Below are 22,365 nucleotides of genomic sequence, written 5' to 3' on the forward strand. Positions count from 1 at the left end.
TCGAAGAGATAGAGCTGTATCTGCATAATAATTTGTATATAATAAGAGAAATAATTATTGATTTCGATTATGAAGAAACTTGGCCACTTTATTTTAAAACTGTTTGGATGGAAAGTTGTAGGCGAATTACCGCAAGATAAAAAATATTTGGTTGTTGTAGCTCCCCATACCAGCAATTGGGATTTTGCTGTTGGCTTATTTGCTCGCTTTTCAGTCGGAGTTAAAATTAATTTTTTAGCGAAAAATCAATTATTCTTTTTTCCTTTAGGTTTGTTGCTAAAGGCTTTGGGTGGTGCTCCAGTTGATCGTTCTAAAAAAAGCAATACAGTAGAGCAAGTAGTAGAAATATTTCGTTCTCGAGATGAGTTTAAGCTTGCTATTACTCCTGAGGGAACTCGTAGTCCAGTGACCCGATGGAAAGAGGGATTTTACCATATTGCTTGTCAAGCAGGACTGCCTATAGTTATGGTTGGCCCTGATTATTCAACTAAAGAAGTTCGAATTCATGAGAAATTCCAACCATCAGGAGATATTGATAAGGACTTTCCAATGATTCTTGATTTCTTTAGAACTATAAAAGGTCGTTATCTTAAAGAAATTCCCGAATATCATTCACGGAAAAATAACTAGTTTACAAAATGTAGCCTGGGTGCAGCGCAGCGAAACCCGGGTTCCGCTGCGCTGCACCCAGGCTACTCCATATAAGTTGGTAACTTCACATAACGCACATACCTGAATAGTTCTCTTCTCGACACGGGTGTTTATAAATGCTTTATCATTTTTAACATTTTAAATCTTTTCCCGTCGGGGAGAGCAAAATATTCTGGTTCAATGATTTGATAGCCGCAAATCTCATACAGTTTTGCACCGGGCAGGGTTGCCATCATTTCCATTTTTGTAAACCCATGAAGTAAAGCTTGTTGTTCACAGTGCTCCAGGAGCATTTTTCCAAGGCCCTGCCGAGCATGGTGTGGATGGACAAAAAAAGCTCTGATCTTGGCATAATCTGTTTGCGGATTTAAAAAACCGTCCACACGAGCTCTACATTGATCTCCACCAAACAGGGTTTTTCGTTTACTCCATCCACCACAAGCAATGACATCGCCTTCTTTTTCTATAACATAGTAGGTTTGATCCTTAATAAGTTCTTTATCCACACCAAAAATAAAATGAATTGCACCTTCAATTTCTTGGCTCGTATAGTCTTCTTGGCTTAATCCACGGGTTGAATATTCAATGAGCTGGGTTAGAATATTTATTTCATCAATATGCGCCATTCTTATCACAATTGTTTCCTTTTAAGTCTTGTCAATGGATTGGAGAATTTATCATGAAATAAAAATAAATAAATTTTTAATTTAATGATATTTTATTTCATTTTATAATGTTTAATTTTGATTTTTGGGTAATATATGAAAAAAAATGGTGATAAAAGTACATTGGAAAATAAGACTGATCCGGTATATTTAGATAAAATTGATCGAAAAATTTTGAATTTATTGCAGAAAGACAATCAAATTACCAATCTAGCTCTTGCTGAAAAAGTTGGGATTTCCGCTCCTCCTTGTTTTCGTCGTGTAAAACGATTACGTGATGAGGGTATCATTGTGAAGGATGTTTCTCTGGTCGACCCTTTTAAGGCTGGCCGCGGACTCATTGTTTTTGCAAATATTACTTTGGAAAAGCAAAGAGAAGATTTATTGGCTCATTTTGAGCGCAAAATGGCGGAGCAAGAAGAGGTAAAGCAATGTTATTTTGTTTCAGGAGAAACCGATTATCTATTAATAATACATGTATCAGATATGAATCATTACAATGAATTTGCACGTAGGGTATTTGCTAATGAGCCAAATATTAAAGTGTTTCGAAGCAGTTTTTGCCTCAATCGTACTAAATACAATACCAACATCCATTTTGTGGAGGATTAAGAAAGATAGCATAGAGGAATCAGGTGAATCCAAGGAAAAAGCAGCTCTATACTGGCCTCTTCAGATCATCGTTGTCAAGCTAAGAGCATTTGTAACCAGTGATAGGATGAGTCCATATCATTGGTTACGTCTAATCATACTGTTTTGAACAGTTCTATGGACTTACGGTGCAAACTTGTCCAGAATTCTTGCCTGAGCAGCTGCTTGCTCAGCATCACTAAAAAATGCATAAGAAGACGTTTTCTTTGATGCTTTTTTATGAATAGGGAATTCTTTAGCAACTTCATTAACTACATTTTCAAGTTTTGCAAAAAATTCTGGTCCAGCAGTTTTATAATCTGCATCGGTTGTATCTTGTGATTTAGAAGTAGGATTATGAAGAGCAGAAAACCCTATTATAACCGCGTTTTTAATGATCTCCTTGTTATCATCAATTAAAATGATATCTTTTTTATCTATTTTTGGATATTGCTTCTGCCATTCGGGAAATTTCTGTTCCAGCAGTCTTGATTTTATCATATCTCTTTCAAGATAAGAATTTTCTTGCCATAATTTCTTTATATCTCTGGCATTAAAAAATTCAAATTGCCCTCTCTTTACGCGCCTTGCTATTTTTTCTTCATCTTTTTTGTAATAGAACGTGCTGAACACATTATTTAAGAACGCTATTTTATCATAGCCTCCAGCTGTCATGAATTTAACAATAATTGCTGGCTGACCATCTCTTTTAATAGCGGCTTTATTTACTTTATCTATTTTTTTAACTATTTTTTCCCATTCATTCCTGCTTAAAGCGATTATTGAATAGTCTTCTACCCGTGATAAGGGGACATTTTCTATTAACTGGGGTTTTTTTAAAAAACCATTTGTATCATTTTCTAGACTTAGAGTTTCTTTTGCAGTTTCTGTAAGATTATGCCGTTGATTTGGTCTATGCAATATCATTAAATTTTCATCTATATCAAGTACTAATATTTTGGTCATTATCATAATCCTCAGTTTAAATCGAATTTAAAAATTTTGGCCGTTTTTATCGCTTCCATAATTATTCACCATCCAAGATGGTTATTCGAACTCCAAGTGACCATTATGCGTCCATGTTGTTTATCAACACCATGATCAGTAAACGGACTGCACCTTTAATAATTTTTACGCTAAACCAAGCAAATTTTTCCATAATTTTTACTCGCATATTGAAAATGCGCGCTTATTGTATCAAATATGACCAATTGCATCAAGTTTGTACAGCCGATTGGGATGGAATAAAGATGTGATTTTATTTTTGCGACAGAAACCGACAGTTGTGTACGCAGGTGGGGATCTATCTTTATATTGGCAATGTGCTCAATTATAGATGGATTCCCACCCTTCGCAAGGAATGACAATATCCGCGTGACGACCGATTTTACACTTAACCAGGGTCCTCAATTTATCTTTTTAATATGGATTTACCTGCATAAGGTAATGCGGCCATTTCATGAATGCGTAATAATTGATTGTACTTTGCAACACGATCAGTGCGACACAATGATCCTGTTTTAATTTGACCACAACCCGTAGCAACTGCAAGATCTGCGATAAACGTATCTTCTGTTTCACCTGAGCGATGTGACATCACGCAACGATATCCATTTTGGTGGGCTAATTGAATTGTTTGTCGCGTTTCACTCAAAGTTCCAATTTGATTGACTTTAATCAGGATGGCATTAGCTACTTTTTGAGTAATACCTTCTTGCAGAATTTTGGGATTAGTAACAAATACATCATCACCTACTAATTGAATTTTTTCTCCTAATTGAGCAGTCAAATGGTTCCAGCCACTCCAATCTTTTTCATCCAAACCATCTTCAATACTTACTATAGGATAATTAGCAACAAGATTTGTATAATAATCAATAAGTTGAATTGAGGTAAATTTTTGATTTTCAGAGGCCATATGATAAACGCCTTGTTCATACAGCTCGGAAGCAGCGACATCCAAAGCAAGCACTATTTCATCGCCTAACTTAAATCCCGTTTTTTCAATTGCTTCGCAAAGCAGATCAAGCGCTTGACGGTTCGATTTTATATTGGGTGCAAAACCTCCTTCATCTCCTACCGCAGTATTCAAGCCTTGCTTTTTTAAAACGGATTTCAAGCCATGAAAAATCTCAGTACCCATTTGCAATGCTGTGGGAAAATCGACAGCTCCTGCAGGCATAATCATGAATTCTTGAATGTCCACATTATTGTCTGCATGTGCGCCTCCATTTAAAATATTCATCATGGGTACGGGCATGCACATTTTCTCACCCTGGTTTAATGCGGCATATAAGGGCAACTTATGTTCATTTGCCCGCGCTCTTGCAGCTGCAAGAGAGACAGCAAGAATGGCATTTGCTCCAAGACGTGATTTATTTTCTGTGCCGTCTAATTGACATAATTTATTATCTAAAGCGTCCTGATCTTCAACGGAAAAAAGATGTAACGCTTGATTTATTTCATGATTCACATGAGCGACTGCGTGTTGTACACCTTTGCCATTGTAACGTTTTGCATCACCATCACGAAGTTCACAGGCTTCCCGACTTCCTGTTGATGCTCCTGACGGAACACTGGCTCTTCCTTGGGTTCCATTTTTTAAAATAACGTCTGCTTCAACAGTAGGGTTACCACGAGAGTCCAGAATTTCACGAGCTTGAATTTTTGTAATGTGCATGTTGAGTCCCAATTACGATTGAAATTTTTTGTAAGTGTTCACGCACCATTCACCGAACGGCTGCATTTCGCGCAACCTGCGCTCAAATTTAACCGTTCACCAAGATTCAAACATACTCCTGAATGGTGACAATTTTTTAATTTGAAAAGCGGTAAGTCTTCTTTTCAAATTGAGGTATTGTTTTGATATGTACTTGCTTTGTCAAGAGATAGATTGTTTTCCTATTGTGACTTGCTCAAGATATTCATATTCTTTTATGGTCTGTTCTGATTGAGCGTATCCAAAAAGATAACTTATAAGTCGTTTAAACTGTTGAAACAAGGATTCATCCTTACTTTCTACATTCTTTACCTGAAGTGTATTTTGCATTTTGGTTAAGATGTCGCTCGGGAGGATTTTGTCGAGTTGATTTAGATGTCCTTTTAATTCATAAATACCTTGCGGTACAGATACTTTTTTATCGCCTTTATCAAGTTGATGGCGTGACCCAAAATAGCCCAAAGCCCATGGATTAGCATTTCCATTTAAAGCCTTCTCTATTTTTTTATCGAGATAATTATTAATTTTGAGTAACAAATTACGGATTGCTGCATTTTCTTTTTCTACAATAAAGCGTTGATCCGACTCAGCTTGAACGTGTTGTCTGAGTGCAGCAAAAATATTGGGCGTTGCAAACGTGTATTCACGTGTCGCTACAATAGAGGCTAGAGACTTAATGATTTCCACGTCTTGATGCGTCATAAGTAGCATTTGATCGTTGGAAATTTTGGCGATCAGCGTTGGATTTTTGATAATAAGAAGTGCTGAGTATTTATTTTTTAGCGCTTCCTGAACTAATTCAAGTGGGTTTAAAGAGAATAAAAATTTTAAAGATTTGATTTGAGACAATTGTAATTCTAACTTTTCCAGGTACCTGTTTTGTCTGGCAATTTCATTAGTAATGCGTTCCTGAAGAGTCCATTCTTCGTAATAATATTCGGCTTCTTTTAATTTTCCTTGATAAACAGTGATTTGTTCTCTAACTGTTACCATCATCTGCTCATGTAACTCAATAAGGGCATCATGATCATTGTTTAATTCTAACTCAGCAATTCTTCTTTCAGAATTTAATTTAAAAATTGCACATGTTTTTATATGGTTTGTGAATTTAGTTTTAAATTCAAACAAACTTAATCTAGGTGTTTCTGCAACAGGTTTTTCAATTTTTCCTTCCATTTTTTTCTCAACCCTCAGCAAAATGATAAAGAATCATAACAAAATGATCTTAATAAATACAATAATTCATCAAGGTGATGTTTGAGTATATTTCTGGAGCAATTGTAGCCTAAGTGAAGCAAAGCGGAGCGTAGGATGAATGAGATTTATTTTCCAGGTTCCGCTTTGCTTCACCTGAATTTTCTACACATCACTGAAAACCAGTCCAGCTCTACCCCCGACGCCCCGCGGCTTGTCCCTGTGAGGAACTCTCAGGGCTTGTCCGCGGGGCGTAGGCAGAGATGTGACTAAGAGTCAGTTGCTTCACCAGGGCTGCAAGGAACGGCTCAGAAACTAACTGCACCAAGTTTCATTAAAGCGCTGGATAAAGGAAGTAAAGGTAAACCTAAAATGGTATCTTCATTGCCCTGAACCTCTTTAAATAACCATTTACCTTGGCTTTCATATTGATAACCACCGCAACTATTATAAGGTTTTTCACTGTTTAAGTAAGTCTCAATGGTTTTTTCACTTAATTGGTGCAAGGTTAAGTAGGCTGTTTCATGGTGTTGCCAGAGCAGTTCGTTATTTTTTGCAATGCAAAGGCAGGCAATTTGCAGATGCTCTTTACCATTTAATAAACGCAGATGCTCCATGGCTGTATGATGGTTCAAGGGCTTATTCAGCAGGGTTTGTCCCAACAGGCACAGTTGATCTGCTGCGATAATAAAGTGTTCAGGATGGTGCTGGCTAACTTCCAATGCCTTACTTGCTGCAAGTGCATAGCCTAATTCCAATGCACTATTTGATTTGAAGGATTTTTTAATTGCCTCTTCATCACAATGTGAAGGAACCACTGAAAATTCAATACCAAGAGACTGTAATAATTTTAATCTTATTGATGAACTTGAAGCGAGGATAATGGGTTTTTGTTGTAGAAAATTAGACATACACAGCCACCAAAGCCATCAGTGTGAAGCCTATAATCACGAAGCTGAAATCTTTAAGATTACAGCAGCGCTCTACCATGACACAGCGTTCTAAACCGTGCAGAGTTCCCAGATAGAGGAATGTTCCTGCTGACGCGGCGATTAAAATGGGATCAAAAAGAGAGTTCGTTTCAACTCCATGACCAAAATACCATCCCAAATAGATACCCAAAGGGGTCATCAAGCTGAATAAAATAAAAAAAGTAAGGCTGGTGTTCATACTCATCGAACTTTTATTTAATTGAACTGCGACTGCAAAGCTTTCGGCCCATTTATGGGTGATAATTGCAAGAAAAATCATAATAATCATTGAGTTATATTGCGCCAATCCTAAGGCGGCGCCCAGCATTATAGAGTGAACTGAGAGCATTCCCCATGCTAAAAGGGCAAACGCAGGATGTTTCGTATTATGATGGTAGAGTTCTTTGCCTAAATGTTCGAACCAAAGAAAAATCAGGAATACTGCTCCAGTAATGATAAAGGCGAAAGGGTAGTTGTATCCCATTTTTTTAAATAAAGAATTTGCATCTGGAAGCATATGCAATAAACCTGCTCCCAAAAATACCCCAGTAGCCAGGGTTTCTCCCACAGGAAAATCAATATGTCGATCATCTTTAATACGTTTCTTAAAGGGATACCAGCCCGCAAGTAATATGACTACAAAGATGGAAAATGCAAAAAAAATCTTTAAACTGGTAGCTGATACCATCGTTTATCCTGTTATTTATTCTAGAGTTTTATCATTGAGATTGTTGCTTGGATTATTGTATCCTGAGTGCAGCAAAGGGAAAACCATTGGTTTAAGTGTACTTATTCAACTCGGGTTTCGCTTTATTGCGCCCAGGTTACAATAACCTAGGTCTACAACCAGACTTAATCAAATCCCGTAGTTTAGTTGTGATGCATGGCTTCATGCAAGCTAAATAAACGAACTTCTACAATATCAGACTGCAATTTTAACGCTAAAATCACTCGATTATGCAATTCTTGCCACTTAGAGAATGTTTCATCACAGATTATATCTATCCCTATTTTGCCATCCAGATAATGTAAATTCCAAAATAAAATTTGAGGGAAATCAATATGTACTTCATTTAATAATAATTCGTTTAATACCTTTCTGCTGGGTAAATGCAAGGAGGGACAAAAGCTTTCGTCATCTTCAGGATCAACATGAACTATCACATCTTTGACACTTTCTATTTGATCTGTGAGTGCATGGTGAACATGTTGTGCTATATAATGACCTTCAGACACCGATATTTTAGGTGAAACGAGTATATGTACATCAATTAATACATCTTCTCCCATGGAGCGACTACGCAATTGATGAATTTTTTCAACACCATCTACATTTTGAATTACTTCTTCAATTCGCGTCAATAGTTCTGGGCTGACTGCGGTATCTACCAACTCTTTGACACTATTCCAAGCATAGTTCCAACCCATTTTTACAATCATGAGACCGACTATAATGGCTGCTACGGCATCAAGATAGCTAAATCCTGAGATACTGCCAATTAAGCCTATTAAAACAACCAATGAGGAGGCCGCATCGGAACGATGATGCCAGGCATTTGCTGTAATTAATTTAGAATTAATACGCCTTCCAATGAACAGAGTATAGTGAAACAAAATTTCATTGCTCATGATGGAAATGCAAATTATGGGAAGGGTTAACCAATTTGGCACAAGATAATTGAAATGAAGCAAATCATATATTGAATCCCAAGCGATACCAACACCCGCGAAAATAAGTAGAAGAGAGAGTAATAAAGTCGCAGCGGTTTCGATGCGTTGATGTCCATAAGGATGACTTGCATCTGCATCAAGACTGCCATATTTAGATGCAAATAAAACCATCGCATCCGTTATGAGATCTGATAAGGAATGTACTCCATCTGCAACAAGCGCATGGGAATGAAAAAAATATCCGCCAATGAGTTTTATAATGCCGAGTAGCGCATTTGAAATAGCCCCCAAAAGGGTTACTTTTTTTGCTTGCCAATATCTGTCGTGCTGGGCCATATTGTGTTTTTAAATATTATAACCTGGGTCAAAGTGAGAGTGAGCTCTTGCTTTTCTCACAAAATCCTAGGTTCAGTTTCATCTATATTTTAGTGTTCTATTTAAACATGGTTTAGAATTTTTTTATATTAAAACTTACATTGAATGGAATTGTTCTGGGATATTCTGCTGCCCTCTAAAGAGGGGAGATTTTATAAGCTGTTTTACATCATGTTCACAGGATTATCCACAGATTTTGTGGATAAATGATTTAGACATCATAAAAATTAAATGGATGATAGTCCTTATAGATTAAGGAATTATACGAAATTTATGTGAGATTGAGCTTCTATTAAGCAATATAACAAAAGAAGTTATCCACAGGATATGTTTTTGAAGAGCAGTAAATCTGCATGACTATCTTAACAAAGAAAAAAATAAAAAACAGTCTTGACTTTGGTATTTTTAAAAAATTTTTAACGGGAAATGAATTTATTTTATGATGCCTAAAATATGCCCATTTCCCGATGAGAAAAAAAATTACAATTTAGGATGGTCTCCAAAATTAAAAACTTCAGAGAACACTTTGGAAAGTTCTGAAGCAGGTTCACATTGGGCTGATTTTATAAGGTGTTTTACATCATGTTCACAGGATTATCCACAGATTTTGTGGATAAATAAATTTAGATATCATAAGAACTAAATAGACGAAGGCTCTTATAAAATAAGGATTTTCTGCAAATTGTTCGTATGTTGGGCTTTTATGAAAGGATATGGCAAGAGAAGTTATCCACAGGATATGTTTTTGAAGAGCAGTAAATCTGCATGACTATCTTAACAAAGAAAAAAATAAAAAACAGTCTTGACTTTGGTATTTTAAAAAATATTTTTTATGTAGATCCATTCATTTTTTAATGTGTAAGATTTATCCATTTGTAGACCCCACGAAAAATAAAATTGCCAAATGCTTAAATGAAATTTTAAGCGCGCTTTGTAAAGTTATAAAGCAGCCACAAATAAGTCTGATTTTATAAGGTGTTCTACATCCTTTACACAGAATTATCCACAGATTTTGTGGATAATTGATTTTCTGATATGACAAAATTGAAGTGTAGATAAGCCTTGTAGAATTAAGAATCTTTGGGGATATGTGTGATGATTTTATTTGGGATATGAACTTAATTAGATAAAGTTATCCACAATGTGTGGTTTTGAGGAATTGAAAATCTGCCTAGCCATATTAACAAAGAAAAAAATAAAAAACAGTCTTGACTTGGCTATTTTAAAAAATATTTTTATCCTTGTAAAAATTGTTCAAAATTTCCCAGCCATCGCTGGGTGATATCACGAGCAATTTGCGGCGAGCTTTGTAAAAGCTCTTTTGCTGTAGCGGGCAAAAGAGGGAGCAGGTTGCGATCACGCTGGATATCAGCGATTTTAAATTGCCGATATCCTGTTTGTCGGGTGCCAAGTACTTCGCCTGCCCCCCTTAACTCCATATCTTTCTCAGCAATAATAAATCCATCATTGGTTGCACGCATTATTTTTAATCGTTCAGCACCTTGTTGTGAAAGGGGTGATTGATAAAGCAAAATACAATGAGATTGTGTGGTGCCTCTTCCTACTCGGCCGCGTAATTGATGAAGTTGGGATAAACCCAGACGCTCTGCATTTTCAATAATCATAAGACTGGCATTAGGGACATCCACACCAACTTCAATCACTGTTGTGGCAACCAGTAAATTTATTTCGCCACATTTAAATGCGGCCATAGTTGCTTCTTTTTCTAAAGGTTTCATCCGTCCATGCACCAAGCCTACACGAGCCTCGGGAAGTTGTTCTTGTAATGTATGTGCTGTTTCAGTAGCAGCCATACATTGCAGTTTTTCTGACTCTTCAATGAGTGTACAAACCCAATAAATTTGACGTCCGCTGGCTATGGCAACTTGTAATCGATTAATGACAGTTTCCCGTTTACTCTGGCTTAATACAGCCGTAGCTATGGGTGTGCGTCCGGGTGGTAATTCATCGATAATCGAGATATCCAAATGGGCAAAGTGAGTCATGGATAGTGTTCTTGGGATAGGGGTGGCGGTCATTAATAATTGATGAGGAATGAGTTGATCCTGTTGTCCTTTTTGTTGCAAAAGCAACCTTTGTTCTACTCCAAATCGATGTTGTTCATCAATAATGACTAGACCTAAGCGAGCAAAGCTCACTGATTCTTGAAATAAAGCATGAGTGCCAACAATCAACTGGCAGCTGTGATCCGCCAGTGCAGCAAATGCCATACGCCGTTCGCTAAGTTTCATTTTTCCGCTGAGTCGTATTGTTTTGATTCCCAAGGGTTCAAGCCAATGGATAAGATTATTAGCATGTTGCTCGCTCAATAAATCAGTTGGTGCCATAAAGGCAACTTGTTGTCCATTAGCAATCGCTTGTAATGCTGCCAGAGCCGCAATAATGGTTTTTCCTGCTCCTACATCGCCTTGTACCAAGCGCAACATGGGTTTCATTTGCATTAAATCTTGGCTGATTTCCTGGGCAACCCTATGCTGGGCATTAGTGAGGGTAAATGGAAGCGAGTCTAAAAAACGTTGGTTCAAGTTTTGATCTGCCGGCAATGCGACAGCGTGTAACGCATTTCGTGATTCCCTGGCGAATTGCATACTGAGGCGCTGTGCTAACAATTCATCAAAAACCAACCGTTTTAGGGCAGGATGTTGACCTTCTTCGAGCGATTGCACCGAGATATCCGGAGGGGGATTATGCAATAATTGAATTGCTTCTCCCAGCGGAAAAAAATTATTGGTCTGCAATTGTTCTGGATTCATCCATTCCAATTGCTGAAGTTCCTGTTTACAACTTTTTAAGGCAACAAGTACCAACTGTCTTAAGCGTGTTTGACTTAAGCCTTGTGTACTTGGGTAAATTGGAGTAAGTGTTTCATTAACCTGACATTCATTTTCATCATCGAGTAACTGATATTCAGGATGAGTCATAATCAGAGTATTATTGAATTCGCGTACTTCTCCAAATGCATGAATCATTGTGCTGTTATTTAGATTATTGATTTGATTTTTATTAAAATGAAAAAACTGCAGTTTTATTATGCCTGTTTTATCTTCAATGTAACAATGTAACATGGCACGCTTACCGGTTTTAATTTCTGTTTTACATACTCGCCCGGCAATGACACACCAATCATTGGGACGTAAATCTTGAATAGGTGTTATTCGGGTTCTGTCTTGATAACGGTATGGCAGGTGGAACAGTAAGTCTCGCACTGAGTGAATTCCACATTTGGCAAGTTTTGCTGCAAGTGTTGGTCCGATACCCGTTAGTGATTCGCAAGAGTTAGATAACACAGTATTTAATAATTTGGAATGATGGTATTTTAAGTGTAACTCATAGTTAGGACGGTAACAATTTGCTGTTTTAGCAAGACAGTAAATTGTGCTGTATTGAGGATATAAAACCTTTTCATATGGCACAAAAAAGCGCATAATAGCATCATTTTTGATGGAAACCGAGTCCATGAAACAAACTGTAGAGCAGCTTTTAAAACACGCTTTAATGTCATTACAAAAGTCAGGTGATGTTCCTCCTGATTTGGACATTGAGATTAAGGTTGACCGTGCAAAAGATTCCGCTCATGGTGATTATGCCAGTAATTTGGCCTTAATTTTAGCAAAACCGTGCCGTCAAGCACCGCGCAAAATAGCAGAACTTTTAGTCCAGGCTCTCCCTGTTGAGCCTGCTGTGGAAAAAGTAGAAATTGCTGGGGCTGGATTTATTAATTTCTTTATACGCAGCAGTTCGCGCTCACAAATTATTGGCGAAATACTGGATAAGGAAGAGCAGTTTGGACGTAGCGCGATTGGCCAAAATCAAAAAGTATTGATTGAATTTGTTTCTGCTAACCCAACAGGTCCTTTGCATGTAGGCCATGGGAGAGGTGCTGCTTTTGGCGCTACTTTGGGAAATGTCCTAAAAGCTGCAGGTTATGACGTGACATTAGAATATTATGTCAACGACGCTGGAAGACAAATGAACATTCTTGCAGCCAGTGTGTGGTTACGTTATCTGGAGCTTGCTGGTGAACCTGTTGTTATTCCTGCCAATGCGTATAAAGGTGATTATGTTTCCGAAATAGCGCAGGAATTTTGGGCAAAGCATGGTAAGGAATATGTACATCCATGGACTACTGTGGCAGAAGACTTACCCCTTGATGAGCCTCATGGTGGCGATAAAGAAGTTTATATTGATGCTTTGGTCTCTCGTGCGAAACAACTTTTGGGTATGGATGTTTTTGCTCTGTTTCATCAACATGCGTTAAATACTGTTCTTGATGATATTAAAGATGATCTTGCGGAGTTTGGCGTGGCCTACGAGAACTGGTTCTCAGAACAATCTTTATTTGAAGATGGCTCAATTCAAAAAGGCATTCAGGCGCTTAAAGACAGTGGTCATACTTTTGAAAAAGAAGGGGCACTTTGGTTTAAAGCAACCGATTTTGGCGATGAAAAAGATCGAGTACTGGTGCGTGCCAATGGCCAAACCACATATTTTGCTTCAGATGTTGCCTATCATTGGAATAAATATGATAGAGGATATGATCGGGTAATTGATATTTTTGGGGCGGATCATCATGGTTATATCACGCGGTTGCGTGCCGTAGTTAAGGCTTTGGGACATGATGAAAGCGCACTGGATGTATTATTAGTTCAATTTGCCATTTTATATCGTGGTTCTGAACGGGTCCAAATGTCGACGCGCAGTGGTTCTTTTGTCACTTTAAGAGAACTGCGCCATGAAGTAGGAAATGATGCGGCGCGTTACTTTTATGTGGCACGTAAATCAGAGCAACATATGGATTTTGATTTGGACTTGGCAAAATCAGAGTCAAGTGATAATCCGGTCTATTATATTCAGTATGCTCATGCCAGAATATGCTCTGTATTAAGACAATTAAAGGAACGCGGTTTGCTTTGGGATAAAGCAATTGGACTACAGAATATTGATTTGTTGGATCAACCACATGAGGCTCATTTGATTTCTTTAATCAGTCGATATCCGGAAATTGTGGAATTAGCGGCTGCGTATTGTGAGCCTCATCAAGTAGCGTATTATTTACGTGAAGTAGCCAATGGCTTACATAGTTATTATAATGCCGTTCAGCTTTTGTGTGAGCAAGAGCAATTACGATGCGCACGCCTATGCTTACTAGAGGCGGTACGTCAGGTATTAAAGAATGGTTTGGACTTATTGGGCGTTTCAGCACCTGAGAGTATGTGATGACAAGAGAATATGGAAATAGGCGTTCTTCGCGGTCGCGGAGTAGTGCACCGCATCAACTTCTAGTGAGTACGTTTACTTTTTTATTGGGTTATTTGACTGCTTCTTTTTTCGATATTGAAACCATAAGCCACTGGGTAAATTCCCAAGTTTTGGCTCATCAAGAAATAAAAAAAGAATCGGTTAAACCAGAGGCACAGCGCGCAGTAATACCGCCGAAACCAAAATTTGAGTTTTATACTCTTCTGGCTAATGAAAAAGTTCCTAGTTCACAAGCCAATGCAAATTCTACGGCATCAGTTCAACCTTCTGCCAATGCAGCTGCATCCGTAACTACCTCTACAATACCAACAGCTTCTACATCAACGCTTAAGACAACATCTGTCAATGTCGCTAGTGCAGCAACTACAGCGGTAGCCTCAGCAAGAACAAATACTTCTAAAGCCCAACAATACCCTGGAGCGATTAATAAAACACTTACAGCAAAACCTGCTTCTTCAACAGAAAGAGGAAAGTTTTTGGTGCAAGTTGCCTCTTTTAAAGCACGCAAAGATGCAGAACAAATGAAAGGTACATTGATACTTAAAGGGTTTAGTGTATACATTGTTCCTGTAAGTCATGCTACAAAAGGTAATTGGTTCCGGGTAGTAGTAGGACCTTATCCTAATCGAGCACTTGCCCAACAGGCTCAAATGATTTTAGCCAGAAATGAGCATCTGAATGGGATGGTTACCAGCGCTGGCTAAGTTTAGGGCTTGTTTCCATGGAACAAGGTCATGAAGGATCGTTCACATTAGGCTGAATCCTATACACAACTCACCGAAAAGCCATATTTGGCGCTCAAATCTGACTTTTCCCCAAGAATTTTAACTTGTGACTAAGAGACAGCACATTAGAGATGCATTGTAGCCTGGGTGCAGCGCAGCGGAACTCGGGATCATTAATGCTGCAATTCCCTGGTTCCGCTGCGCTGCACCCAGGCTACAATATACTGATACAACGAAGTGCAGCAGCCAGGATTTGTTTAACGACGAACAACCACCTGAATGTTTCCTGCATTTTTGATTGCATGAGGTTTACTAATTCCCACTGTAATTTGGGGGGCTTTGAATTGTTTTTTGATTAAATCTGCGACTTCATTAGCTACTGTTTCAATGAGTTGAAATGATTTTGATTCAACATACAGAGTCACACTGTTACAAAGTGCTTCGTAATCTATGGTTTGAGTCAAATCTTCCTGACATGTACTGAAATCAGTTTCAACACTAATATCAATTAATAATTGTTGATTAATGCGTTGCTCCCATTCGTAAACGCCAATTTTAGTACTTACATTAAGGGCTTTTATAATTAAAGTATCCAATGTTATCTCTGCCTGCCAAAAAACGATTTATTGATTTTATCGAAATAGTTACTCCTATGTAACCCCAATTCGATGCTTAGTCTCGAGCCTTAGTCGAGTTAATGTTTATGTATGGGGTTGCAAAATGCGGGTGAGATCATGTTTTTCAATGCGCTTCAGAGTCATTTTTGCATTAATTTAGAGTGGATATTAGTGTAAGTATGTTAGCATTAGAGCATTTTGATGATGTTGGGATAACATGATGTATGATCTGAATCAATCTCTGTTCCTCCGTGCTTTAAGAAGACAACCTGTGGAGCGAACTCCAGTATGGATGATGCGCCAAGCAGGACGATATTTACCTGAGTATCGAAAAACTAGGGAGCAGGCGGGTGATTTTTTAAGCCTTTGCAAGAATCCTGAACTTGCTTGCGAGGTTACTTTACAGCCTTTGCGTCGTTATGCTCTTGATGCAGCTATTTTATTTTCTGATATTCTGACAATTCCTGATGCAATGGGACTAGGTTTATATTTTTCTGAAGGTGAGGGGCCTTGTTTTCATCGCCCCATACACGATGCGCAGGCCATTACTCACTTACAACTCCCCGAGACAGAGTCCTTAGCTTATGTAATGAATGCAGTGCGGCTTATTCGTCGAGAAATGCCAAAAGAGCTTCCTTTAATTGGTTTTGCAGGTAGTCCATGGACTTTGGCGTGTTATATGGTTGAAGGTAAAAGCACTAGAGACTTTAAGCGTATTTTGCATTTGATCTATACCGAAAGTGAAGCCGCTCATATATTGTTGCATAAATTGGCACTATCAGTAGCGACTTACCTTATTGAGCAAATTAAGGCGGGTGTGAATTCGGTCATGCTTTTTGATACCTGGGGCGGAATTTTAACACCAGAAAATTATCAAAAATTTTCCCTAGATTATATGCAGAAGATTGTCCATCAAATTAAAGCACATTATCCCGACATACCTGTTATTTTATTTACCAAAGGTGGCGGTCAATGGTTAGAAAAAATGCTGATTACGGGGTGTGATGCTTTGGGAGTTGATTGGACATGTGATTTGGGTGAGGCTCGGCAAAGAGTGGGTAATCATGTCGCGTTGCAGGGAAACCTTGACCCTTCTGTATTGTTGACTTCGAAGCAATGTATTCGGGAACATGTAAAAAAAGTATTGGCATCCTTCGGCTCAGGTTCAGGACATATCTTCAATCTTGGCCATGGTATAACTCCTGATGTACCCCCAGAACATGTTGCTGCCATGATTGAAGCTGTTCATGAGTTTAGCCCTTATTATCATCAAAAATGATCTTAATTGTAGCCTGGGTGCAGCGAAGCGGAACCCGGGTTACGGCTTTGCCTGTACCCAGGCTACATTACTACGAGCCGGGCTATCATACTTGAATTAAGTCCCTCGGATCCTATGAATATTCTTACCTTAATATACGGCGTAGCAAAAAAAGTCACGACTCGTTTTATACCTTTCATTTGGTAACTATGATGACTATCGTACAATAAGCCATTCTATTATTAATTTATTACTACACTGATTAGCCTGCATATAAGTCCAAATTCTGTTCCGAATTTTTTTGACCCCACCACTATGTTAAATGGAATAGTTTATGTCATAATAATTTCCAAGTAATTGATTTTTAATCAAAGAAAAGGATGTCGTCCATTATGACCCGCTCTCAAAAAAATGCTGATGACATTCTTATTGATTTGGCTCTGCAAGGCGGTGGAGCTCATGGTGCTTTTACATGGGGCGTATTAGATCGTTTGTTAGAAGAAAAAAAGCTGCAAATCGATGGTATTTCGGGTACATCTGCTGGTGCTATGAATGCTGTAGCGCTTGTTCATGGTTATGCCAAAGACGGTCCTGAAGGAGCACGCAATTCACTTGAATTGTTCTGGAAGAGCGTCTCTGAAGCAGCACGTTTTAGCCTCTTACAACGCAGTCCTCTCGATATTCTTCTGGGACAATGGTCGCTTGATCATTCTCCTTTTTTCATCACCATGGACATCATGTCGCGATTGTTTTCTCCATACGATCTTAACCCATTAGGGATAAATCCACTCCGCGATATTTTAGCAAAAACCATTGATTTTAAACGATTATCGCGAAGTTCAATTAAATTATTCGTTACTGCGACAAATGTGAGTACTGGCAAAGGAAGAGTATTTCGCAATAACGAAATCACGCCTGAGGTACTTCTTGCATCGGCATGCCTACCTACCATGTTCAAGGCGGTTGAGATCAATGGAGAGCACTACTGGGACGGCGGGTACTCAGGAAATCCCACAATTACACCGCTTGTACGAGAATGTAAATCGCAAGATACGATTTTAGTACAAATTAATCCTGTAACACGGCCAGGTTTTCCTCAATCAGCAAAAGATATCCTCAATCGATTGAACGAAGTATCGTTCAACGCAGTGTTACTCAAAGAACTTCGTATGATTGCTTTATTACGACAATTGGCACATCCAGATAACTCCGAAGGGGCAAAATGGGCAGGCATGCGAATACACCGGGTAAGTAGCGACATCATGCTTGAACTCGGTTCTTCCTCCAAGCTCAATGCTGAATGGGACTTTTTGCTCATGCTTCGAGATGAAGGGCGTCGGGCTGCTGAAGCTTTTCTTAAGGAGCATGCGAATAACCTTGGCCGACGTTCATCACTTGATCTCGATGTATTGCTTGAAGGAGTTTAGTTCATGGGAATCCTCGGGATTTTACTTGGACTATTATTACTTATCGCTTTGGCATTTCATAGCTGGAGTATATTGCTTCTCGCACCTGCCGCCGCATTAGTTTCTGCGCTTTTTTCTGGTGAGCCTTTGCTTGCCAGCTGGACACAAACATTCATGGGGGGTACCGCTCATTTTCTTGCTCAATACTTTCCATTATTTTTGTTGGGTGCACTGTTCGGTAAATTAATGGATGACAGTGGTTCTGTTTCGGCAATTGCAGATTTTATGACACAGAGGTTTGGGACAAAACATGCCATATTGGCTGTTGTATTAGCCGGAGCATTAGTGACTTATGGAGGGGTAAGCTTGTTTGTTGCATTTTTCGTGCTTGCACCAATGAGCCAATCTTTATTTCAAGCTGCTGCTATTCCACGCAGGCTTATGCCCGCTGCGATTGTGCTAGGAACTTCTACATTCACGATGTCCGCTTTACCAGGAACACCATCGATACAAAATGCTATCCCCATGCCTTTTTTAGGCACAACGCCATTTGCAGCACCAGGTCTTGGAATCATTGCCTCAGCTGTGATGCTCTTATTTGGAATGTGGTGGCTCAAAAGAGCTGAGAGACTGCTGCCAAATCCAAAAGCGAACAATTTGGTAATGGTGCTCTCACTGAAGTCGACAATATTGTCAATAATCAACTTATTCGCGAGCGAGCTACCACAGCTCATGAATTTGATACGGCAGAGATTATGCATGGATTTCATAGTAAGAATTCGCCTTCCATTATTCTTGCTGTTTTACCAATTATCATTGTTGTTAGTGTCAATTTCTTAATGGCCTTCATCATACTCCCACGTCTTGATTTTTCATTTTTGTCTGAGGAAAAATGGGGGGCGACCTCTCTTTCAGCAGTTGCTGGCGTATGGTCTGTTGTTACCGCTCTAACTGCAGCAATTTTGGTTGTGATCATCATCAATCGCAAACGGCTCCCCAAATTGCGAGAGACAATCGATGCGGGTGCGAATGCATCTGTCTTACCTGCTTTAAGCGTTGCAAGCTTAGTTGGTTTTGGTGCAGTGATTGCATCACTTCCTGTATTTGGCATGGTGCGTGATTGGGTTTTGGGAATAGGCGGTGGACCATTGGTGTCAATTGCAACAGCAACCAACCTACTCGCTGCGGTCACAGGTTCTGCATCTGGTGGACTTTCTATCGCGCTTGATTCGCTTGGCAGTACTTATTTGACCTTGGCACAGGAATACGGAATTGATCTTGCATTATTGCATCGCGTCGCTGTGATTTCATCAGGCACACTGGATAGCCTTCCGCATAATGGAGCTGTTGTAACGCTTCTAGCAGTATGCCAATCAACGCATCGCGAAAGTTATCTTGATATTCTGGTAGTGGGAATTATTGGAGCAATTATTGCGCTTGGTTTCGTGATCGTTCTGGGTTCGCTATTTGGTTCATTTTGAAGCGAACGTCATTTGTCAATTACGGCAAGCCCTTTGAGATTTTTATATTTTTGCATCATGACTTTCAAAAGGATAATATCCATGAATTTTAAAGAGATGCATTTAAGAGCGTAAAGTGTTTTGTACAGCTTCATCCCGACCTTATAATTAAGTCTTTCTGTCAGTTTTAAACATACATATTGCCAAAAACCAAAAACATTCCAATCATATTGATAGTTATTTTCAATAAATAATAATTTGTATTCTTTTTCTGAAAGTAAGCCGCTACGAATCGTAACTAATCTATAGCCAACATCGAAATTACTCATCAGGGATACATTGAGGTTATATTTGACAAGGATTGATTTTAATTCACGCAGGAATATGCTTCGATTATATAATGTATCTATGCTCTTTTCCTTCCGGGTTAGAGAATTATTATTATCTTGGGAATAGTGGTAATATGCTTGTGGCAAAAAACTTATTTTTGGCTCATTCAAGAGCAGCTCCACCAAAGCTAAAATATCTTCCCCACAGTAAACTGTTCGAGAAAAAGAAATATTATATCCGAAATACACCTTGTGTTTTATCAAAACGCCCCATACAGAACCCGGTGCTTTAAAACGCAGTATATCTTCTGCAAGAGCTATTGTTTTCAATGAAGAAGAGCAACGTGGGATGTACTTGTTATCTAAATAATAATCTGTTATTAAAATATCACTGTCTTCTGTTGTTATTTTTTCATACATATCCAATAACATATTAGGCTCAATCCAAGCATCACTGTCTACATGAGTGGAGTAAACTCCTTTAGCTTCTGTAAGGCCCAATTGCCGCGCACTTCCAACGCCTTCATTTTCTTTATGAAACACCTTTATCCTACTATCCTTTTTCGCATATTCATCACATATTTTTCTGCTATTATCTGTGGAACCATCATTAATCAATAATACTTCAAAATCAGTAAATGTTTGAGACAAAATACTGCGCAATGCTCTTGGAAGAAGTTTTTCCGTATTATATACAGGTACTATAACTGATATTTTAGGTGTATTCATTGCTCAATTTCCTAAAACTTACTTTACTAAAAACTATTCTTCGTACTTGTTGCCTCATTTCCTGATTTAACATAATAAAGTATCCCGAGACAGCGATTGAGACGATAGAGATTACCACCACAATAATAAATCGCAACCATCCCTCTACAAAACAATAGTGCAGATAAATTGGAAATACGGAGGCTACCAGCATCGTTGCAAAACAAATAAAAACAGCTTTAAATACAAACCGACTGAGGGAAAATTGAGGGATTAATAAATGAGTCATAATTAAAGATGCAGCAAAGTAGAATACAAATAAAATAGTATTCGCTATAAATGGTACTATTGGCGAATATCCTGCTTTCAATAAAAAATATGAAATGGGTATCACTGATAAATAAATACTACCCGAGATAAAACTAAATGATCTTATTTTTCCTGTTGCATGAATAGCAAATATAAGAACAAAAAATATAGATGCTTGCAAACTATTTATGAAGTTTAATTGGCAAAATGATACAGTGTAATCAGGTACATTTTTTAACCAAAAATGAAGTATAAAGTGATTCTCAATGATAAGGGGAAGGGATATAAAAAAAAGAAGAAAGAATGATATTTTAGCTGAATTAATTATCAAGTGCTCCATTCTCGCTATTTCATTTGCAGCATAATATTTCACGAGTCGCGGACGAACCGCTGCTAGAAAGTTTCCTGAAAAATTTATTATTGCACTATCTACCAGAGTAGCTATGCTATAGGCGGAATTTACTGCCACACCAAAGAATATGTTGAAAAGTATATTTATACCCTGTAATTTTGCTACAACAGCCATATTGCCGTATAAATCCCAAACAGAAAACTTTAATATTGGATAGATAATTTCCTTCTCCCAGCTAAATTTATATTTACACTCTGAGAAGTTTTTTACACAATAAAACTTATATACCAATGTAATAAAGAATGATACGCCTAAGAGCATAGCGGCATATAAAATTAATTTATCAAAACTACCAATCGCTGACAAAAGGTAAACCGCTATTAATTGCAATGTATAATTTAATATTTCTATGTATGCATACACATTCATTCTTTCATGTGCAATAATCATGGCACTGTAGGGTACTTGAATTACAGAAACCATTGAACTGATCATAGATAATTGGAATACCCAATTTGCGGCAGACATGCGCTCTATAGGAATAACAATTTTATTTTCCAGCCCCCATAATCCCAGCGTTTCAGTTAATATAAATATAATACCTGCAATCAATACATGAATAGTTAATGCAGCGGAGAAATTTTTTTTCAATTTTTCTGAATTATTACATCCTAATTCAAAGGTCAAAAAACGCGAAGTGGCACCACTTATCGAGTTCTTGAGAAAAGAAAAAAATACAGTTATCGCTGAAACTATCCCATAAATACCATAATCAGAAATACCTAATGTATTCAATACAATACGCAAAGTATACAAATTAACCGCCATACAAAATAGCATCCTAAAATATAGGAAAAACGTATTCTTTGTAATTATTTTTGAGTCAGAAGTGAAGCTCATTGTTAAAAGAGCCCTCCTTAATGAATGTGGTAGATGGGCATTGTTTTAAAACGCCACTATATCTTGCGGGTACTATTTTATAATCTTCTCTATGAAAATGACACCATTTGAAACTACAGGATTTTTTAACTCGGGAAAACATAGG

General features: G+C 38.1%; 19 protein-coding genes. 8 read left to right on the top strand and 11 right to left on the bottom strand.

Features of this window, described 5'->3' with window-relative positions:
• The first annotated feature begins 69 nt into the window (after window positions 1-69).
• Complete coding sequence (locus Lani_RS13810; protein WP_019234311.1) at window positions 70-630, top strand: 1-acyl-sn-glycerol-3-phosphate acyltransferase; 561 nt, start codon at window positions 70-72, stop codon at window positions 628-630.
• Window positions 631-761: 131 nt separating this feature from the next.
• Here Lani_RS13810 and Lani_RS13815 read toward each other — a convergent pair whose 3' ends face one another.
• Window positions 762-1,277: a GNAT family N-acetyltransferase gene (locus Lani_RS13815; protein ID WP_019234312.1), complete on the bottom strand. Its 516-nt coding sequence runs from the start codon at window positions 1,275-1,277 to the stop codon at window positions 762-764.
• A 135-nt stretch (window positions 1,278-1,412) separates the two neighbouring features.
• Here Lani_RS13815 and Lani_RS13820 point away from each other — a divergent pair, with 135 nt between their 5' ends.
• On the top strand, window positions 1,413-1,928 hold the full coding sequence (locus Lani_RS13820; protein WP_019234313.1) for an Lrp/AsnC family transcriptional regulator: 516 nt from the start codon (window positions 1,413-1,415) through the stop codon (window positions 1,926-1,928).
• Window positions 1,929-2,090: 162 nt separating this feature from the next.
• On the opposite strand, the gene Lani_RS13825 is transcribed toward Lani_RS13820, so the two are convergent.
• The 7 genes from Lani_RS13825 to recG all read right to left on the bottom strand — a co-directional run bounded on the left by Lani_RS13825 (window position 2,091) and on the right by recG (window position 12,184).
• The gene (locus Lani_RS13825) at window positions 2,091-2,912 is read right to left on the bottom strand and encodes a hypothetical protein (RefSeq protein ID WP_019234314.1); all 822 of its coding nucleotides are present in this window, start codon (window positions 2,910-2,912) and stop codon (window positions 2,091-2,093) included.
• 445 nt (window positions 2,913-3,357) lie between these two features.
• Window positions 3,358-4,626, bottom strand: a complete 1,269-nt coding sequence (gene eno, locus Lani_RS13830) for a phosphopyruvate hydratase (RefSeq protein WP_019234315.1) — start codon at window positions 4,624-4,626, stop codon at window positions 3,358-3,360.
• Window positions 4,627-4,827: 201 nt separating this feature from the next.
• Window positions 4,828-5,841: a hypothetical protein gene (locus tag Lani_RS13835; protein WP_019234316.1), complete on the bottom strand. Its 1,014-nt coding sequence runs from the start codon at window positions 5,839-5,841 to the stop codon at window positions 4,828-4,830.
• A 326-nt stretch (window positions 5,842-6,167) separates the two neighbouring features.
• A complete protein-coding gene (locus tag Lani_RS13840; RefSeq protein ID WP_019234317.1) occupies window positions 6,168-6,770 on the bottom strand; it encodes a Maf family protein in 603 nt (200 codons plus the stop codon).
• On the bottom strand, window positions 6,763-7,518 hold the full coding sequence (locus Lani_RS13845) for a ZIP family metal transporter (protein WP_019234318.1): 756 nt from the start codon (window positions 7,516-7,518) through the stop codon (window positions 6,763-6,765). Before Lani_RS13845 ends, Lani_RS13840 begins: the two co-directional genes overlap by 8 nt.
• A 182-nt stretch (window positions 7,519-7,700) precedes the next feature.
• Complete coding sequence (locus Lani_RS13855) at window positions 7,701-8,837, bottom strand: cation diffusion facilitator family transporter (protein WP_019234320.1); 1,137 nt, start codon at window positions 8,835-8,837, stop codon at window positions 7,701-7,703.
• A 1,274-nt stretch (window positions 8,838-10,111) separates the two neighbouring features.
• Window positions 10,112-12,184, bottom strand: coding sequence for an ATP-dependent DNA helicase RecG (recG, locus tag Lani_RS13865; protein WP_040522910.1), 2,073 nt, complete (start codon window positions 12,182-12,184; stop codon window positions 10,112-10,114).
• Window positions 12,185-12,353: 169 nt separating this feature from the next.
• Between recG and argS the strand changes: the two genes are divergently transcribed.
• Window positions 12,354-14,114, top strand: a complete 1,761-nt coding sequence (gene argS / locus Lani_RS13870) for an arginine--tRNA ligase (RefSeq protein WP_019234324.1) — start codon at window positions 12,354-12,356, stop codon at window positions 14,112-14,114.
• The gene (locus Lani_RS13875) at window positions 14,114-14,860 is read left to right on the top strand and encodes an SPOR domain-containing protein (RefSeq protein WP_019234325.1); all 747 of its coding nucleotides are present in this window, start codon (window positions 14,114-14,116) and stop codon (window positions 14,858-14,860) included. The genes argS and Lani_RS13875 overlap by 1 nt, the downstream gene beginning before the upstream one ends.
• Window positions 14,861-15,138: 278 nt before the next feature.
• Here Lani_RS13875 and folB read toward each other — a convergent pair whose 3' ends face one another.
• Window positions 15,139-15,477 carry a dihydroneopterin aldolase gene (folB, locus tag Lani_RS13880; RefSeq protein WP_019234326.1) on the bottom strand — a complete coding sequence of 113 codons (339 nt, stop codon included), beginning with the start codon at window positions 15,475-15,477 and terminating at the stop codon, window positions 15,139-15,141.
• Window positions 15,478-15,718: 241 nt separating this feature from the next.
• Here folB and hemE point away from each other — a divergent pair, with 241 nt between their 5' ends.
• The 4 genes from hemE to Lani_RS20650 all read left to right on the top strand — a co-directional run bounded on the left by hemE (window position 15,719) and on the right by Lani_RS20650 (window position 19,643).
• A complete protein-coding gene (gene hemE / locus Lani_RS13885) occupies window positions 15,719-16,777 on the top strand; it encodes a uroporphyrinogen decarboxylase (protein WP_019234327.1) in 1,059 nt (352 codons plus the stop codon).
• 371 nt (window positions 16,778-17,148) lie between these two features.
• Window positions 17,149-18,183: a patatin-like phospholipase family protein gene (locus tag Lani_RS13890; protein ID WP_019234328.1), complete on the top strand. Its 1,035-nt coding sequence runs from the start codon at window positions 17,149-17,151 to the stop codon at window positions 18,181-18,183.
• Between the two features lie 3 nt (window positions 18,184-18,186).
• A complete protein-coding gene (locus Lani_RS20645; RefSeq protein WP_202803974.1) occupies window positions 18,187-19,002 on the top strand; it encodes a GntP family permease in 816 nt (271 codons plus the stop codon).
• Complete coding sequence (locus Lani_RS20650; RefSeq protein ID WP_202803975.1) at window positions 19,002-19,643, top strand: GntP family permease; 642 nt, start codon at window positions 19,002-19,004, stop codon at window positions 19,641-19,643. The genes Lani_RS20645 and Lani_RS20650 overlap by 1 nt, the downstream gene beginning before the upstream one ends.
• 8 nt (window positions 19,644-19,651) lie before the next feature.
• Here the strand turns inward: Lani_RS20650 and Lani_RS13900 are convergent, their stop codons facing one another.
• Window positions 19,652-20,680: a glycosyltransferase family 2 protein gene (locus tag Lani_RS13900; RefSeq protein WP_019234329.1), complete on the bottom strand. Its 1,029-nt coding sequence runs from the start codon at window positions 20,678-20,680 to the stop codon at window positions 19,652-19,654.
• A complete protein-coding gene (locus Lani_RS13905) occupies window positions 20,667-22,136 on the bottom strand; it encodes an MATE family efflux transporter (RefSeq protein ID WP_152414832.1) in 1,470 nt (489 codons plus the stop codon). Before Lani_RS13905 ends, Lani_RS13900 begins: the two co-directional genes overlap by 14 nt.
• Window positions 22,137-22,365 lie beyond the last annotated feature (229 nt).

This window comes from Legionella anisa (assembly GCF_001467525.1).
Lineage (GTDB): Bacteria > Pseudomonadota > Gammaproteobacteria > Legionellales > Legionellaceae > Legionella > Legionella anisa.